This is a genomic window from Nocardia sp. FDAARGOS_372 (assembly GCF_002554515.1).
GTDB classification, from domain to species: Bacteria; Actinomycetota; Actinomycetes; order Mycobacteriales; family Mycobacteriaceae; genus Nocardia; species Nocardia farcinica.
The window spans coordinates 6,345,093-6,359,904 of sequence record NZ_PDDW01000001.1 but is presented as its reverse complement, the minus strand read 5'-3'; the positions used below and the strand labels follow the sequence as shown (position 1 = coordinate 6,359,904).

The 14,812-nt window shown below is 71.7% G+C and carries 14 protein-coding genes; 4 read left to right on the top strand and 10 right to left on the bottom strand.

Annotated elements, in window-relative coordinates:
• The first annotated feature begins 121 nt into the window (after positions 1-121).
• A complete protein-coding gene (gene thrS, locus CRM89_RS29435) occupies positions 122-1,330 on the top strand; it encodes a threonine--tRNA ligase (RefSeq protein WP_098086828.1) in 1,209 nt (402 codons plus the stop codon).
• A gap of 26 nt (positions 1,331-1,356) precedes the next feature.
• Here thrS and CRM89_RS29430 read toward each other — a convergent pair whose 3' ends face one another.
• The 10 genes from CRM89_RS29430 to CRM89_RS29385 form a co-directional block, all read right to left on the bottom strand.
• Positions 1,357-2,199 (bottom strand): DegV family protein, encoded by an 843-nt coding sequence (locus tag CRM89_RS29430; protein WP_011207910.1) that lies wholly within the window; start codon positions 2,197-2,199, stop codon positions 1,357-1,359.
• Positions 2,200-2,202: 3 nt separating this feature from the next.
• Positions 2,203-2,967, bottom strand: a complete 765-nt coding sequence (gene octT / locus CRM89_RS32335; protein ID WP_098087175.1) for a diglucosylglycerate octanoyltransferase — start codon at positions 2,965-2,967, stop codon at positions 2,203-2,205.
• 517 nt (positions 2,968-3,484) lie between these two features.
• Complete coding sequence (locus CRM89_RS29420) at positions 3,485-4,144, bottom strand: histidine phosphatase family protein (protein WP_011207908.1); 660 nt, start codon at positions 4,142-4,144, stop codon at positions 3,485-3,487.
• Entirely contained in the window at positions 4,141-4,545 is a 405-nt protein-coding gene (gene rsfS, locus CRM89_RS29415; RefSeq protein ID WP_011207907.1) for a ribosome silencing factor, read from the bottom strand. The genes CRM89_RS29420 and rsfS overlap by 4 nt, the downstream gene beginning before the upstream one ends.
• A gap of 45 nt (positions 4,546-4,590) precedes the next feature.
• A complete protein-coding gene (gene nadD, locus CRM89_RS29410) occupies positions 4,591-5,232 on the bottom strand; it encodes a nicotinate-nucleotide adenylyltransferase (protein ID WP_076573580.1) in 642 nt (213 codons plus the stop codon).
• 64 nt (positions 5,233-5,296) lie between these two features.
• Complete coding sequence (locus CRM89_RS29405) at positions 5,297-6,220, bottom strand: hypothetical protein (protein WP_127516379.1); 924 nt, start codon at positions 6,218-6,220, stop codon at positions 5,297-5,299.
• Positions 6,221-6,297: 77 nt separating this feature from the next.
• Positions 6,298-6,633 (bottom strand): MmcQ/YjbR family DNA-binding protein, encoded by a 336-nt coding sequence (locus CRM89_RS29400; protein ID WP_086850330.1) that lies wholly within the window; start codon positions 6,631-6,633, stop codon positions 6,298-6,300.
• Positions 6,634-6,642: 9 nt separating this feature from the next.
• Positions 6,643-8,058 carry a VWA domain-containing protein gene (locus CRM89_RS29395; RefSeq protein WP_060592813.1) on the bottom strand — a complete coding sequence of 472 codons (1,416 nt, stop codon included), beginning with the start codon at positions 8,056-8,058 and terminating at the stop codon, positions 6,643-6,645.
• 1 nt (position 8,059) lies between these two features.
• Positions 8,060-8,962: a MoxR family ATPase gene (locus tag CRM89_RS29390; protein WP_011207902.1), complete on the bottom strand. Its 903-nt coding sequence runs from the start codon at positions 8,960-8,962 to the stop codon at positions 8,060-8,062.
• Positions 8,963-8,997: 35 nt separating this feature from the next.
• The gene (locus CRM89_RS29385; protein WP_011207901.1) at positions 8,998-10,263 is read right to left on the bottom strand and encodes a glutamate-5-semialdehyde dehydrogenase; all 1,266 of its coding nucleotides are present in this window, start codon (positions 10,261-10,263) and stop codon (positions 8,998-9,000) included.
• 55 nt (positions 10,264-10,318) lie between these two features.
• Here CRM89_RS29385 and CRM89_RS29380 point away from each other — a divergent pair, with 55 nt between their 5' ends.
• From CRM89_RS29380 to CRM89_RS29370, 3 genes are all read left to right on the top strand, one after another.
• Positions 10,319-11,182 (top strand): ribokinase, encoded by an 864-nt coding sequence (locus CRM89_RS29380; protein ID WP_098087174.1) that lies wholly within the window; start codon positions 10,319-10,321, stop codon positions 11,180-11,182.
• Positions 11,183-11,355: 173 nt separating this feature from the next.
• Complete coding sequence (locus CRM89_RS29375) at positions 11,356-12,573, top strand: RtcB family protein (protein WP_060592815.1); 1,218 nt, start codon at positions 11,356-11,358, stop codon at positions 12,571-12,573.
• Between the two features lie 108 nt (positions 12,574-12,681).
• Positions 12,682-14,805: an ATP-dependent DNA helicase RecQ gene (locus CRM89_RS29370; RefSeq protein WP_098086826.1), complete on the top strand. Its 2,124-nt coding sequence runs from the start codon at positions 12,682-12,684 to the stop codon at positions 14,803-14,805.
• Positions 14,806-14,812: the final 7 nt, after the last annotated feature.

The following is a 14,812-nucleotide window of genomic DNA, read 5'->3' as shown; positions in this document are numbered from 1 at the left end:
CCACGTGACGACCACGCCGGAATTCGTCCCGGCGCGCTGACTGATGTTCTGACGACAAGGCCCCGGGCGAGTGCCCGGGGCCTTTCGCTGTGGTCACTCGTCCGTCGACGCGAGGAGACCCATGTACGACCATCGCAAGCTCGGTCGCGAGCTCGACCTGTTCGACACCGATCCACTCATCGGCTCGGGACTGCCGTACTGGCTGCCGTCCGGCGGCGCACTGCGGCACGCGCTCGAAGAGTACATCCGCACCGCGGAACACCGCGCCGGCTACCGCCACGTGCACTCACCGGTACTCGGCAAGCGCGAGCTCTACGAGATATCCGGGCACTGGGCGCACTACCGCGAGGACATGTATCCGCCGATGGACGTCGGCGGCGAGCAGGTGGTGCTGCGCCCCAGCCTGTGCCCGCACCACGCGCTGATCTACCGGTCGCGATCACACAGCTATCGCGAATTGCCGTTGCGGATCGCCGAACTGGGCGCGATGTACCGTGCCGAGCTGTCCGGGGTGCTGGGCGGGCTGAGCCGGGTCCGGGCCATCCACCTCAACGACGCGCACATTTTCTGCACCGAGGACCAGGTGGGTGCCGAGGTGCACGCGGCGCTGGCGATGATCGCCCGCGCACACGCCGCCCTCGGCATCGCGCCGCACCGGTTCCGGCTGTCGCTGCCCGGGCCGGGCGGGAAATACGTCCCGAACCCGGCGATGTGGGAGCGCGCGACCGGGGTGCTCGTCGAGGCGTTACGGGCGGCCGGGATCGACTACGAGCCCGCCGACGACGAAGCGGCCTTCTACGGACCCAAGATCGACGTGCAGTTCCTCGACAGCGCGGGCCGCGAATTCACCCTGTCCACCGTGCAGGTCGACTTCCATCAACCCGAGCAGTTCGACCTGTGCTACATCGGTGCCGACGGTGCGAAACATCGTCCGGTCATGGTGCACCGCAGCATCATCGGCAGCGTGGAACGCGCGGTCGCCCACCTGGTCGAGGTGCACGGCGGGGCGTTCCCGGTGTGGCTGGCGCCCACCCAGGTGGTGGTCCTGCCGCTCGCGGGCGAGCAGCACGCCGCGGCCGAGGACGTGGTGCGGGTGCTGCGCGCGGCCGATGTGCGAGCCGAACTCGCGGGACACGACCAGGGCAGTCTCGGCGCACGGATCCGAGCCGGTCGGCAGGTGCCGTACCAGGTGGTCGTCGGGCCGAAAGAGGTGGCGGCGGGGACCCTCGCCGTGCGGTTGCGCTCCGGAGAGCAGCTCACACCACTACCGGTTTCCGACTTCCTGGCACGGGTGGACCGGGTGGTGCGCGCGCACGCCGCCGAGCTCTGACGAATCCCGGCGAGTACCGGGCGGTTTCAGTCGCAGCCGCCCGGTATCACCAGCACGCCCAGCGCGCCGACGCCGAGATGCACAGCGAGAACGGGGCCGAACTCGGCGACGACGAGTTCTTTCAATTCCGGCAGCCGCTCTCGCAGCTGACCGGCGACGATCTCGGCCGCCTCCGCCGCGCCGAGGTGCTGGACGGCGACGGCCGCCCCGTCCGCGCCCGCGGCCTCCACCGCCGCGGCGACCAGGCGCGCGTACGCCTTGGACCGGGTGCGCGCCTTCTCCCGCAGCTCCAGCTTGCCCTCGACCAGTTGCAACAGCGGCTTGGTGACCAGTTCGCTGCCGAAGAAGGAGGCGGCGGTGCTCAACCGGCCGCCGCGACGCAACTGTTCGGTGCGGTTGACCAGGATGAAGGTCCTGGCCCGGGTCGCGGCGGTGACGGCGGCGTCGTAGACCTCGTCGAGCGTGCCGCCGCGTGCCGCGCGGCGGGCCGCGGCCAGGGCAGGCAGACCGGTGGCCAGGCCCGCGCCGAGCGAATCCACCAGCCGCACCTGGCGACCGGCGTCCATGTCACGCACCGCCTGTCTGCCCGACTCCCAGGTGCCCGAGAGCTGCCGCGAGACGTGCACGGCCACCACGCCGTCGCCGCCGCTGCGCCGCAGCGCCTGTTCGTAGATCTCGCGCATCTCGCCGGGTGAGGCGGCGGAGGTGGTGACCGTGTCCGAGGTGTAGTCGATCTCGACCGGCTCCACGCCCTCCCGGATCGCACGGTCACCGACCAGCACGTGCAGCGGGACGACGGCGATGCCGAGCTCGTCCACCGTTGCGGTGGGCAGGCCGGCCGACGAATCGGTGACGACCACGACGGCCACGGACTACCGAACCTCCTGCAGGGTTTTCACCATCGCGTTCGCCACCGCGGTGTGGCCGTCCCAGCCCCAGTGGATGCCGTCGGGGTTGGCCTCGCCGGAGAAGATGTTCTCCCGCACCGCCTCACCGAGATCGACCAGCGGCACCGCGGTGCGCGCCGACCACTCCCGCAACGCCTTGACCGCGCGCGGCCGGCCCGAATGTACCCGCCCGTAGGCCTCGCAGTTGTGCACCGACGGCAGCACGCCGATCACCGGCAGGTCGGGACGCAGCTGGGCCAGTGCCTGCCGGGACTGTTCGAGGTAGTCGATGCTCACCCGCGGCGGCAACGCCACGGGCCTGCCCAGCTTCGAGAGCCGGGGTTGCAGCCAGTTGTAGGTGGCGCGCACGCGCCTGCGCAGGGCGGGCGGGCGCACGTAGCGGATCAGCTCGCGCAGCGCCGTCGGCAACGGTGAGGGCAGGGTGTCCATGCCGCCGACGGCGAACACCACCGCACCCGCGCGCGGCACCGCCGCCCACACCCGCGGGTCGCCGATCAGCGCCCAGTAGGCGTCGCGACACGTCCAGCCGATCCGCCCGACCAGCTCGACGTCCCAATCCAGTTCGGCGGCCACGAGATTCGGCCAGATGCGCGGATGGTCGGCGGGCAGCCCGCCCTTGGGCCCGAAGTAGGCCAGCGAATCGGCGATCACCAGCAGCACCGGGCGCTTCGACTCGGCGGACGCGACAGCGCCGGCGGCATCCTGCGCCGGCGCGGGGACATCGGCCAGGGAGTCGGCCGCGGCCGATTCCGCCGGAGCTTGCGGCACGGTAGGGGCGGATGGTTCGGCATCACCCGACTCGACGGGGGACGCCTCGGTAGGCGGATCGGCGGCGGGCGAAACGGCCTCCCTCGACGAGGCATCGGCCGTGGCAACGGTCACGGGCGCGGCGGCCGCTTCGTCCTCCGAAAAAGCATCCGTGACGCCGTCGGCCTCCTCGGTGCCGGAATTCGCCGGATCGTCCGGCTGCGCGGTGGGGTGGTCGTTTCCGGCATCCGTCGCGTCGGCGGTGGTGCTCGCGGGCGGCCCGCCGAACAGCGCGTCCGGCAGCTGCCGTTCCGGTTTGGCCGAGACCTTCTGTTTGAACAGTTCGTCCGGCACGGTCCGCGCCGCGTCCTCGCGGGCGCCGCGCCGCTCGGGCTCGGCGGGTTCGGGCGGCGGGCCGAACAGCGCGTCGGGCAGCTGACGTTCCGGCTTGGCGCTCACCTGCCGGAACAGTTCGTCCGGGACCGACCGGACCGGCTCATCAGAGGACATCGGGTGCTACCTTCGCCGCTGCGTTCCACACATCGAGACGCCAGCCGGGCTGGTCGATGCCTGGACCGTGGCTGCTCAGCTGCACCCAGCTGGTGTTGGCGAGTCCGCCGAGGGCGGGCCAGTTCTGCGGCGGCAGTTCGAGCAGCGCGGCCGTCAAGGCGGCGATCAGCCCGCCGTGCGCCACCAGGATGATAGTCCGGCCGGGCCAATCCTGCCGCTCGTTGTACAGCTCCCGGACCACGGGCAGCGCGCGGGCACCGACCTCGAGCTTGCTCTCCCCGCCCGGCGGCCGGTAAGTGGCGTCCAGCCGCCACGCCACCCGGGCGCCGGGATAGTCGGCGTCCACCTCCAGGTGGGTCAGGCCCTGCCAGTCACCGAGATGGGTTTCGCGCAGCCGCGGATCGAGCGCCACCGGCACGTCGGTGTGCTCGGCCAGCGCGAGCGCGGTGTCGTGCGCGCGGCGCAGATCCGAGGACACGATCGCGATGGCGTTGCGGGAGACCAGTTCGCGGGCAGCCTCTTTGGCCTGCCGACGGCCGAGTTCGGTGAGGTCGGTGTCGATCTGGCCCTGCATCCGATCGGTGGCGTTCCATTCGGTCTGCCCGTGCCGCAGCAGGATCAGCGTGCGGACCCCGGCGTACTTGCTCACGCGCGGTTGTCTCCCTCGCCGGCCGCCTCCGGCCGCGGCTCGCCGACGCCCTCGACCGGGACCACCGGGCAGTCCTTCCAGAGCCGTTCCAGCGCATAGAAGTTGCGCTCGTCGTTGTGCTGGATGTGCACCACCACATCGACGTAGTCCAGCAGCGCCCAGCGCCCCTCGCGGGTGCCCTCCCGCCGCACCGGCTTGTGCCCGGCCCGGCGCAGCTTCTCCTCGACGTTGTCGACGATCGCGTTGACCTGGCGCTCGTTGGGCGCCGACGCGATGACGAAGCAGTCGGTGATCACCAGCTGCTCGGAGACGTCGAGCACCACCACGTCGGAGGCCAGCTTCTCGTCGGCGGCCCGCGCGGCCACCTCGGCCATCTCGATCGCCTCGGCCGACGCGCTCACCCGCGCACCTCCGCGCTGCCCCACTGGACCTCGAGTCCGTTCACCTCAGCTACCTTCCGCTGCGTCCGGCACGTACAGCTGCCGCTTCGATATGTACTGCACCACGCCGTCCGGGACGAGGTACCAGACCGGCCGGTTCTCCGCGGCGCGGCGCCGGCACTCGCTCGACGAGATCGCCAGCGCCGGGATCTCGAGCATGGTCACCGCGTCGGGAGGAAGATCGCGCAGATGCTCCTCCAGATGATCGGTGTTGAGCTCGTACCCCGGTCGGCTCACCCCGACGAACTTGGCCAGTTCGAACAGTTCGGCCCAATCCTGCCACGACAGGATGTTGGCCAGTGCGTCCGCACCCGTGATGAAGTACAGCTGGGCGTCGGGGTACTGCGCTTTCATCTCCCGCAGGGTGTCCACGGTGTAGGTGACCTTGCCGCGATCGATGTCGGCGCGGCTCACCGTGAAACTGGGGTTGGAGGCGGTCGCGATCACCGTCATCAGGTACCGGTCCTCGGCGGGGCTGACCTTCTTGTGCGCCTTCTGCCACGGTTGCCCGGTGGGGACGAAGATCACCTCGTCCAGATCGAAGCGGTTGGCGACCTCGCTGGCGGCGACCAGGTGGCCGTGGTGGATGGGATCGAACGTGCCGCCCATCACCCCCAGCTTGCGTCCGGTCGACCCTGTCTCGTGCATGAGAGCCGAGCTTAACGGTCGCCGCACGCGGCGCGGAGTGCTGCCCGCCACACCGGCCGGTCACTCAGTCCTGCATGTCGGCGAGCTGACGGCGGGTGTGGTCGAGTTCGTTGGCGACCTCCGGGCTGGGTGCCAGCCCTTCCAGATCGGCGAGCAGGGCGCGCAGTGCGTCGATGCTCGGCTGCCGTTGCGCGCGGGTGCCTGCCGACCAGAACCGCAGCCAGGCAGCCGAACGCAGGCAGCGGGCGCGCGGGCCGATCCGCCCGAGTTCGCCCCACAGGTCGGCCGCGCGGAGATAGGCCAGCGCGGCCGGACCGTCGGCGCCACAGGCGTCCAGCGCCGAGGCAGCCGACCAGGTGAGTTCGGCGCGCAGACACGCATGGTCGGCCGCATCGCGGACCAGGTGGGCGGCGGCCAGGTAGTGGCGGGCGGCGCGGGCATGCTCACCGAGCAGGCGCAGCGAGCGACCGTACTGGCCGCGCAACACCGCCATCTCCGCGGCCGGATACGGCGCGGGCGCGGCGATCGCGCGGGCGAACAGTTCGGCGGCGCGCCGGTGCCTGCCCGCGCGATGCCAGGCACGGGCGGCGACGAACACGAGGTGGGTGACGGTGTCCCCGGACAGGTCCGCCCAGTGCCCGGCCGCCGCCAGCGCGGCGGCGGCCAGATCGGCCTCGCGCCCCGGCAGGCCGGACAGCACGGTGACCAGCTGCGCGTGCAGGCGGGCCAGGTGCTCGGCGGGCAACGCCCCCGCGCCGGACTCGAGCGCGGCGCGCAGGTAGCGCTCGGCCTCCTCGGGCTCACCGAGCAGCCGCGCCGCGGCCAGCTCCCCGAGCCGGATCGCCTCCGCACCGCGGCGCGACGGCTCGACCGGCTGCGCACCCGGATCCATCCGCCAGGACACCACCGGCGCGACACCCTCGGTGCCCGGCCTCGACCAGTCGTCCCCACCCGTCGATGTCACGCCGTCCGGCGTCGCACTCCCCATGCCGGCGAATGCTGGTGAGCAGCGCCAACGAAACGCTTAACGAATCCTGAAGAAGACAGGCGGAACCGGCGGACCGCTCAGGGCCGCTTCGACTTCGGCAACTTGCGCACGATCTCCTCGTAGGAGAAATCGATGAGCTCGCGTAGTTCGTTATCCGAGATGCCGCCGTCGATGCGGACGGCGTTCCACCCGTACCGGCCGATGTAGGCCGAGGGCGTCACCTCGTCGGGATGGATGCGCACCAGTTCGTCGGCCTCGAGGCGGTCGCGGCCGCATTTCAGGCCGACCGATTCGGTGCCGAGGAAGGCGAAGATCTTGCCGCCGACCTTGGCGACCAGATCGCCCTCCCACGGTTCGTCGGCGACCGCGCCGGGTTTGGCCAGGCAGTACCGCACCAGTTCCGCGTGGTCCATGCGCCCTCCTCACACCGGCAGCAGCCGGGACACCACCTCGGTCAGTTGCCGCGCCGAGCGGCATTCGTGCATCTCGATGACGGTCCGGTACTTCTCCGCCGCGGAATCACCGGAGCCCCACTGGTTGGTGGGTTCGGGATTGAGCCAGTGCGCGTGCTTGGCGACCTCGACCAGTTCGCGCAGCGTGTCCAGCGCCGGGTCCCGGTAGTTGGTGCGGGCGTCGCCGAGGATCAGCAGCGAACTGCGGCTGGTGACCGCGTCGGGGAATTCCGCGGCGAACGTGCGCAGCGCGGTGCCGTAGTCGGAGTGCCCGTCGTAGCCGACCACGTCGGCCTCGGTGAAGATGCGGGTCATCGCCTCGTCGAGCTGGGTGTGCGGGTCGAAGAAGCGGGTCACCTCGTCGGTGTTGTCGACGAAGGCGAAGATCCGCACCCGGGAGAACTGCTCGCGCAGCGCACTCACCAGCAGCAGGGTGAAGTTGCTGAACCCGGCCACCGAGCCCGAGACGTCGCACAGCAGCACGAGTTCCGGGCGGCCCGGTCGCGGTTTGCGGTTCACCAGGTCGATCGGCACACCGCCGGTGGACATGGACTTGCGCAACGTCTTTCGCAGATCGATCTCGCCGCGGCGGTGCTTCCTGCGCCGCGCGGCCAACCGCGAGGCCAGCACCCGGGCCAGGCGCTGGGTGCCGCGGCGCAGTTCGGCGAGCTCACGGTCGGAGGCGCGCAGGAAGTCCACATCCTCGGCCTGCCTGGCGACCCCGTAGTTCGCGACCCGTTCGCGGCCGATCCGCTCGGCCACCCGCCTGCGTGTCTCGGCTTCGACGGTGGCGCGGAAGCCGTCGATGCGCCCGCGCGCGGCCCGCCGGGCGATCTCGGTGTCGAACTCGCTGGTGTCCGGTCCGACGGCCAGCCCCGCCAGGATCTTGGCCAGCAGCGTCTGCGGCTGCACCTCCTTGAGCGCCTGATACGCCGAGAAGGACGGCCCCCGCGCCGACTGGTACTGCCCGAGCTGTTCGACCAGTTGGGCGGCGACCTGCTCGAGCTGGCGGTCGGAGTCCTCCCGCACCAGCAGATCGGCCAGCAACTGGCGCAGGGCCGGGATGTCGACCTCGCCGGAAGGCTTGCGCGGGAGCTCGAGGTCGGCCTCGTCCTCGGCCCGCTCCCCCACCGCGACCGGGAACCACAGGTCGAACAGGCCGTCGAAGGTGGCGCGATGGGTGGTGCGGCGCAGCAGCGCACAGGCCAGGCCCTCCCGCAGCACCTCGCGGTCGAGCAGATCGAGCACGGTCACCACCCGCCCGGCGTCCACCGTCTCCGAGGGACCGACCGGGATGCCGCGCGCCCGCAACGCCTCCACGAAGCCGACGAGGTGTCCCGGCAGGCCGTGCTCGGACCGCAACGACACCGGCGCCTCGGGGTTCATCTCAGGCCAGTTTCAGCTCGGACAGCGCGCGCTCGTGATCGCTGCGGTGTTTGAGCACCACGCCCAGCGTCGCGCGCACGGTCGTGTCGTCGAGATCCTTCATGCCCAGTGCGAGCAGCGTGCGGCCCCAGTCGATCGATTCCGCGACCGAGGGCAGCTTCTTGAGCTGCATGCCGCGCAGCACGTGGACGATGCGCACCAGCTGGGCCGCCACCGCCGCGGACAGCTCCGGCACCCGGCTGGCCAGGATACGGCGCTCCAGGTCCTCGTCGGGGAAGTCCAGGTGCAGGTAGAGGCAACGGCGCTTGAGGGCCTCCGACAGCTCCCTGGTCGCGTTGGAGGTCAGCACCACGAACGGCTTGCGGCTCGCGGTGATCGTGCCCAGCTCCGGGACGGTGACCGCGAAGTCGCTGAGCACCTCCAACAGCAACCCTTCGATCTCGACGTCGGCCTTGTCGGTCTCGTCGATCAGCAGCACGGTCGGATCGGTGCGGCGGATGGCGGTGAGCAGCGGCCGCGAGAGCAGGAACTCCTCGGTGAAGACGTCGGCTTTCGTTTCGGCCCAGTCGTTCTCGCTGGCGGCCTGGATGCGCAGGATCTGCTTGGCGTGGTTCCACTCGTAGAGGGCACGGGCCTCGTCGACACCCTCGTAGCACTGCAGGCGCACCAGTTCCGCGCCCGCGGTCTGCGCGACGGCGCGGGCCAGTTCGGTCTTGCCCACACCGGCCGGGCCCTCGATCAACAGCGGCTTGCCGAGCCGGTCGGCCAGGAACACCGAGGTGGCGGTGGACTTGTCGGCCAGGTAGCCGGTGGTGGCGAGCCGCTCGATCACGTCGTCGACCGAGCTGAAGATCGGCTCCTGGGTTGGGTCGGCCACGGGTTGTTTCCTTCCTCCCGGGCGCACGGACTCCCCCGCGCGCTCGGCGAACTGCTACGGCGTCACACGGGCCGGATCTGGCCCTCGCCCCACACGATCCACTTGGTCGAGGTCAGTTCCGGCAGCGCCATCGGGCCGCGGGCGTGCAGCTTCTGGGTGGAGATGCCGATCTCGGCGCCGAAACCGAACTGCTCGCCGTCGGTGAAGGCGGTGGAGGCGTTCACCATGACCGCGGCGGCGTCGACCCGGCTGGTGAACTCCCGGGCGGCGGCCAGATCACCGGTGACGATGGCCTCGGTGTGGCCGGTGCCCCAGGTGTTGATGTGCTCGACCGCCGCGTCCAGGTTGTCGACCACCTTCAGCGCGATGTCGAGGGTGAGGTACTCCTCGCCCCAGTCGGTGTCGGTGGCGGGCACCAGGCCCGGCAGGTCGCCGTGGATGGTGACGCCGTGCTCGCGCAGGGCGGCGGTGAGGCGGGGCACCGCGGTGTCGGCGACGGCCCGGTCGATGAGCACCGTCTCGGCCGCGTTGCACACGCTCGGCCTGCGGGTCTTGGCGTTGATCAGGATCTGCTCGGCCATGTCCAGATCGGCCGCGGCGTGCACGTAGACGTGGCAGTTGCCGGTGCCGGTCTCGATGGTCGGCACGATCGCGTCGCGCACCACGGCGTTGATCAGGCCGGCGCCGCCGCGCGGGATCACCACGTCGACCAGGCCGCGCGCCTGGATCAGGTGGGTGACGCTGGAGCGGTCGTGGCTGGGCAGCAGTTGCACCGCGTCGGCGGGGATCTGCTGGGCGCGCAGCGCCTCGCGCAGGATCTCCACCAGGGCCGCGTTGGACTTCGCCGCCGAGGAGGAACCGCGCAGCAACGCCGCGTTCCCGGACTTCAACGCCAGGCCGAAGGCATCGACCGTGACGTTGGGCCGGGCCTCGTAGACCATGCCGACCACGCCGAGCGGCACCCGCACCTGGCGGATCTCGAGCCCGTTGGGCAGGGTCGAACCGCGCACCACGCCACCGACCGGATCCGGCAGCCCGGCCACCTGACGCAGCCCCGAGGCGATGCCGTCGATGCGGGCCTTGGTCAGCCGCAGGCGGTCGAGCAGCGACGCCTCGGTACCCGCGGCCTCGGCGGCGGCGATGTCCTCGGCGTTGGCGGCCAGCACCGTGTCGGCGGCGGCGAGCAGGGTGTCGGCGGCGGCGTGCAGCGCGTCGTTCTTCTGCGCGGTGGTCAGCTGCGCGAGCGCGCGGGAGGCCACCCTGGCCCGTCGCGCGGCCTCGTGCACCGCCTCGCGCACATCGAATTCAGCCGTTGTCTCCACCGTCATGGGTTACAGCCTACGCACCGCGTGCGCGCGGGTTCTTCCGCGCTACGGTCTGACGGTGACCACGCCCGTGATCGCCGTGCTCGGCAGCATCAACATGGATCTGGTGACCACCACCGCCCGCAGGCCTGCGCCGGGGGAAACCGTGCTGGGCAGCGGGTTCGACACCGTCCCTGGCGGGAAGGGGGCGAACCAGGCCGTCGCGGCGCGTCGGTCCGGCGGCCGGGTGGAGTTCCTGGGCGCGGTGGGCACCGACGTGTTCGCCCCGCAGTTGCGCGGCGCGCTCGAGGCGGCCGGCGTCGGCACCGCGGGCCTGCGCACGGTGCCCGGGCCCAGCGGGGTGGCGTCGATCGTCGTGGACGAGTCCGGGGAGAACAGCATCATCGTCGTGGGCGGCGCCAATGCCGCGATGACGGCGTTGCGCGAGACCGACCGGGCGATGATCGCGGCGGCGGACGTGCTGGTGTGTCAACTGGAGATCCCGGTGCCGACGGTGGCCGCCGGGCTGCGGCACGCGCGGGCGAACGGGACCACCGTCCTGCTGAATCCGTCACCCGCACAGGATCTTCCGCCACAGCTGTGGGCGGACGTCGATGTCGCGGTGGTCAACCGGGGTGAGGAGCGGCAGCTCGGCGCGGTACTGGATCGGGTGCCGCACGTGGTGGTCACCCTCGGCGGTGCGGGCGCCCGGTATCGCGGCCCGGACGGGGCGGAACTGGCCGTGCCCGGCGTGCCCGTCGAGGTCGTCGACACCACCGGCGCCGGTGACGCGTTCACCGGTGCGCTGGCGGTGGCCTGGCGGCACGGGCCCGCCGCGGCGCTGCGCTGGGCGTGTGCGGCCGGGGCGCTGGCGACAACGCGCCTCGGCGCGAGCGCGTCGATCCCCGAGCGGGCCGCGATCGAGGACCTGCTGGCCCGCTGAGCCGCAGCGCTCGACCGCGCACCACCCGACCGGGACGAGGCCGCGCTCACGACGCGGCAGTCGGCGCCGCCCGCCGTCGCGCGACCGGAAAATCGGGTGCTCCCGGGACGTTCGCTGCCTACCGTGGACAGCACCGGCACCTGTTCGCCGGTGGAATCGGAAGGAATCGCGACATGTTTCCCGTCGAGTTGTCCGGTGCCCGGGCACGGACGTTGATGTGGGCCCACGAGGACGAGATCGAGGCGGCCGCGTTGCAGCAACTGCGCAACATCGCCCGGCTCGACTGGGTGCACGGCGTCCGTGTCATGCCGGACGTGCATCTCGGCAAGGGCGCGACCGTCGGCTCGGTGATCGCCATGCGCGACGCGGTGGCACCGGCGGCGGTCGGCGTCGACATCGGCTGCGGCATGGAGAGCGTGCGCACCGACCTCACCGCCGCGGACCTGCCCGACGACCTGCGCTCGCTGCGGTCGCGGATCGAGGCGGCCGTGCCGGTCGGCTTCGCCGCGCACAAGGACGCGGTCCAGGTGCGCAAGCTCGCCGCGCGCCCGTCCGGGGTGACCACGGCGACCCTGCGCACCGGCTGGGAGCGGTTCTGGGCGGAGTTCGGCGCGCTCGACGAGCGGGTGGCCGGGCGCGAAGCCAAGGCCCACAAGCAGATGGGGACCCTGGGCGGCGGCAACCACTTCATCGAGGTCTGCCTGGACCAGGACGACCAGGTGTGGATCCTGCTGCACTCGGGCAGCCGCAACATCGGCAAGGAACTGGCCGAGCGGCACATGGAGGTGGCGCGGCGGCTGCCGCACAACCAGCACCTGGTCGACCGCGATCTGGCGGTGTTCCTGGCGGGCACCCCGGAGATGGCGGCCTACCGGCACGACCTGACCTGGGCCCAGGAGTACGCCGCCCGCAACCGGGCGGTGATGCTGGCGCTGGTGTGCCAGGCGGTACGGGAGGAGTTCCCGGCCAGGGAGGTCCGCTTCGACGAGCCGATCTCGTGCCACCACAACTACGTGGCCGAGGAGATCGTCGACGGGATGCCGATGCTGGTCACCCGCAAGGGCGCGGTTCGCGCGGGCGCGGGCGATCTGGCGCTGATCCCCGGCTCGATGGGCACGCGCTCCTACGTGGTGCGCGGTAAGGGCAATCCGGCCTCCTTCCAGTCGGCCTCGCACGGTGCGGGGCGGCGGATGAGCCGCAACGCCGCGAAGCGCCAGTTCAGTGTCGCCGATCTGGTGGCCCAGACCGAGGGCGTGGAATCCCGCAAGGACGCCGGTGTCCTCGACGAGATCCCGGCCGCGTACAAGAACATCGACGAGGTGATCGAGGCGCAGCGCGATCTGGTCGATGTGGTGGCGACCCTGCGTCAGGTGCTCTGCGTCAAAGGCTGACCCCGGTGGGGCCGCGGTGTCAAAGCCGCGGCCCGGCCGGATGTGAACGACGGGGTGTTCACTACCTGCCCGGCCGAGGCATCGTCGCTGTCGGCGGGGTGCGGCACGATGGGACGCGTGACTACCGCGAGCGGACCTGCTGCGATCGACCTCACCGCCCCCGACCTGCGGGAGCGGGCCGAGGAACTGCTGCGTGAGCTGGCGGGCGGCCATGCGCGGCTTCGCGAGGACCAGTGGACCGCCATCGAGGCGCTGGTGGTGCGCCAGCAGCGCGCGCTGGTGGTGCAGCGCACCGGCTGGGGCAAGTCGGCGGTGTATTTCATCGCCGCCAAACTGCTGCGCCGGGCCGGGCGCGGGCCGACGGTGATCGTGTCCCCGCTGCTGGCACTGATGCGCAACCAGGTGGCGGCCGCCGAGCGGGCGGGGGTCGTGGCCGCGACGATCAACTCCGGCAACGTCACCGAGTGGGACGAGATCCACGACCGGGTGGCCGCGGGCGAGATCGATGTGCTGCTGGTCAGCCCGGAGCGGCTGAACAACCCCGACTTCCGCGATCAGGTGCTGCCGAAGCTCGCGGCCGACGCGGGACTGGTCGTCGTCGACGAGGCGCACTGCGTCTCGGACTGGGGCCACGACTTCCGCCCCGACTACCGCCGCATCCGCACCCTGATCGCCGATCTCGGCTCCGACGTGCCGGTCCTGGCCACCACCGCCACCGCCAACGACCGGGTGGTCACCGACGTCGCCACCCAGATCGGCACCGACACCCTGGTGCTGCGCGGCAGCCTCGACCGCGAGTCGCTGCACCTGTCGGTGGTGGCGTTCGACGACGCGGTCGAACGCACCGCGTGGCTCGCCGCGCGGCTGCGCGAACTGCCCGGCTCGGGCATCATCTACACCCTCACCGTGGCCGCCGCCCACGATCTGGCCGACGTGCTGACCACGCACGGGCACCAGGTCGCCGCCTACACCGGGCAGACCGATCCGGCCGAGCGCGAGGCGCTGGAGAACGCGTTGCTGCGCAACGAGGTCAAGGCCCTGGTGGCGACGTCGGCGCTGGGCATGGGGTTCGACAAGCCGGACCTGGGTTTCGTCGTGCACGTCGGCGCGCCCTCCTCCCCCATCGCGTACTACCAGCAGGTGGGCCGTGCCGGTCGCGGCACCGAGCGGGCCGAGGTCGTGCTCCTGCCCGGACCGGAGGACACCCGGATCTGGGCCTATTTCGCCTCGGTGGCGTTCCCCCGCGAGCACATCGTGCGCGGGGTGCTCGACGCCCTCGATGCCGACCGGCCGCTGTCCACGGCGGCGTTGGAGCCGATGGTCGAGCTGAACCGGTCACGACTGGACATGGTGCTCAAGGTGCTCGACGTGGACGGCGCCGTGCGGCGGGTCCGCGGCGGCTGGGTGGGCACCGGCCAACCCTGGGAATACGACACCGAGCGCTACGAACGGCTGGCCGCCGCCCGCGAGGTGGAGCAACAGGCCATGCTGGACTACCAGCGCACCACCGACTGCCGGATGAACTTCCTGCGCCGGCAACTCGACGACCCCAGCCTCGGCGCGGACGCACCCGGCTGCGGGCGCTGCGACAACTGCACCGGCGCGCGCCCCGACCGGTCGGTGGACGCCGAGGCCGTCGCCGCCACCCGCGCCCGGCTCGACCGTCCCGGCATCGACCTGGCCCCACGCAAGCAGTGGCCGACCGGCATGGCGAAACTCGGAGTTCCCTTGTCCGGCAAGATCACCGCCGGCGCCGAGACGGGACGCGTCGTCGGGCGGCTGACCGATCTCGGGTGGGGGCAGAGGCTGCGCGCGCTGCTCGACGGGCCCGACGGTCCGGTGCCCGACACCGTGTTCGATGCCTGCATCGCCGTCCTGCGGGAATGGGATTGGGCGGCGCGGCCCACCTCGGTACTGGCACTGGAATCCGCCAGGCACCCGGTGCTCACCGCGAGCCTGGCCGCCCGGCTGGCCGAGGTCGGCAGGCTCCGCGATCTCGGCACCCTCGCCACCCGGCCGGACCGGCCGCCGGTCTCGGCCGCGAATTCGGCGCACCGGGTGGCCGGGCTCCACGACTCCTGGCTGATTCCCGACCTCACCGGCGTCGACGGCCCGATCCTGCTGGTGGACGCACTCACCGACACCGGCTGGACGTTCACCGTCGCGGCGCACGCCCTGCGCACGGCGGGCGCCGCCGCGGTCCTGCCGTTCGCGCTGGCGAGCGTGACGTGAGGCCGCG

Bases quoted from the DNA above. Each gene is read 5' to 3' on its own strand.
- thrS (WP_098086828.1), top strand. From the start codon at position 122: ATGTACGACCATCGCAAGCTCGGTCGCGAGCTCGACCTGTTCGACACC.
- nadD (WP_076573580.1), bottom strand. From the start codon at position 5,232: ATGCACGAGACAGGGTCGACCGGACGCAAGCTGGGGGTGATGGGCGGC.
- CRM89_RS29405 (WP_127516379.1), bottom strand. From the start codon at position 6,220: ATGGGGAGTGCGACGCCGGACGGCGTGACATCGACGGGTGGGGACGAC.
- CRM89_RS29400 (WP_086850330.1), bottom strand. From the start codon at position 6,633: ATGGACCACGCGGAACTGGTGCGGTACTGCCTGGCCAAACCCGGCGCG.
- CRM89_RS29395 (WP_060592813.1), bottom strand. From the start codon at position 8,058: ATGAACCCCGAGGCGCCGGTGTCGTTGCGGTCCGAGCACGGCCTGCCG.
- CRM89_RS29385 (WP_011207901.1), bottom strand. From the start codon at position 10,263: ATGACGGTGGAGACAACGGCTGAATTCGATGTGCGCGAGGCGGTGCAC.
- CRM89_RS29375 (WP_060592815.1), top strand. From the start codon at position 11,356: ATGTTTCCCGTCGAGTTGTCCGGTGCCCGGGCACGGACGTTGATGTGG.
- CRM89_RS29370 (WP_098086826.1), top strand. From the start codon at position 12,682: ATGGGACGCGTGACTACCGCGAGCGGACCTGCTGCGATCGACCTCACC.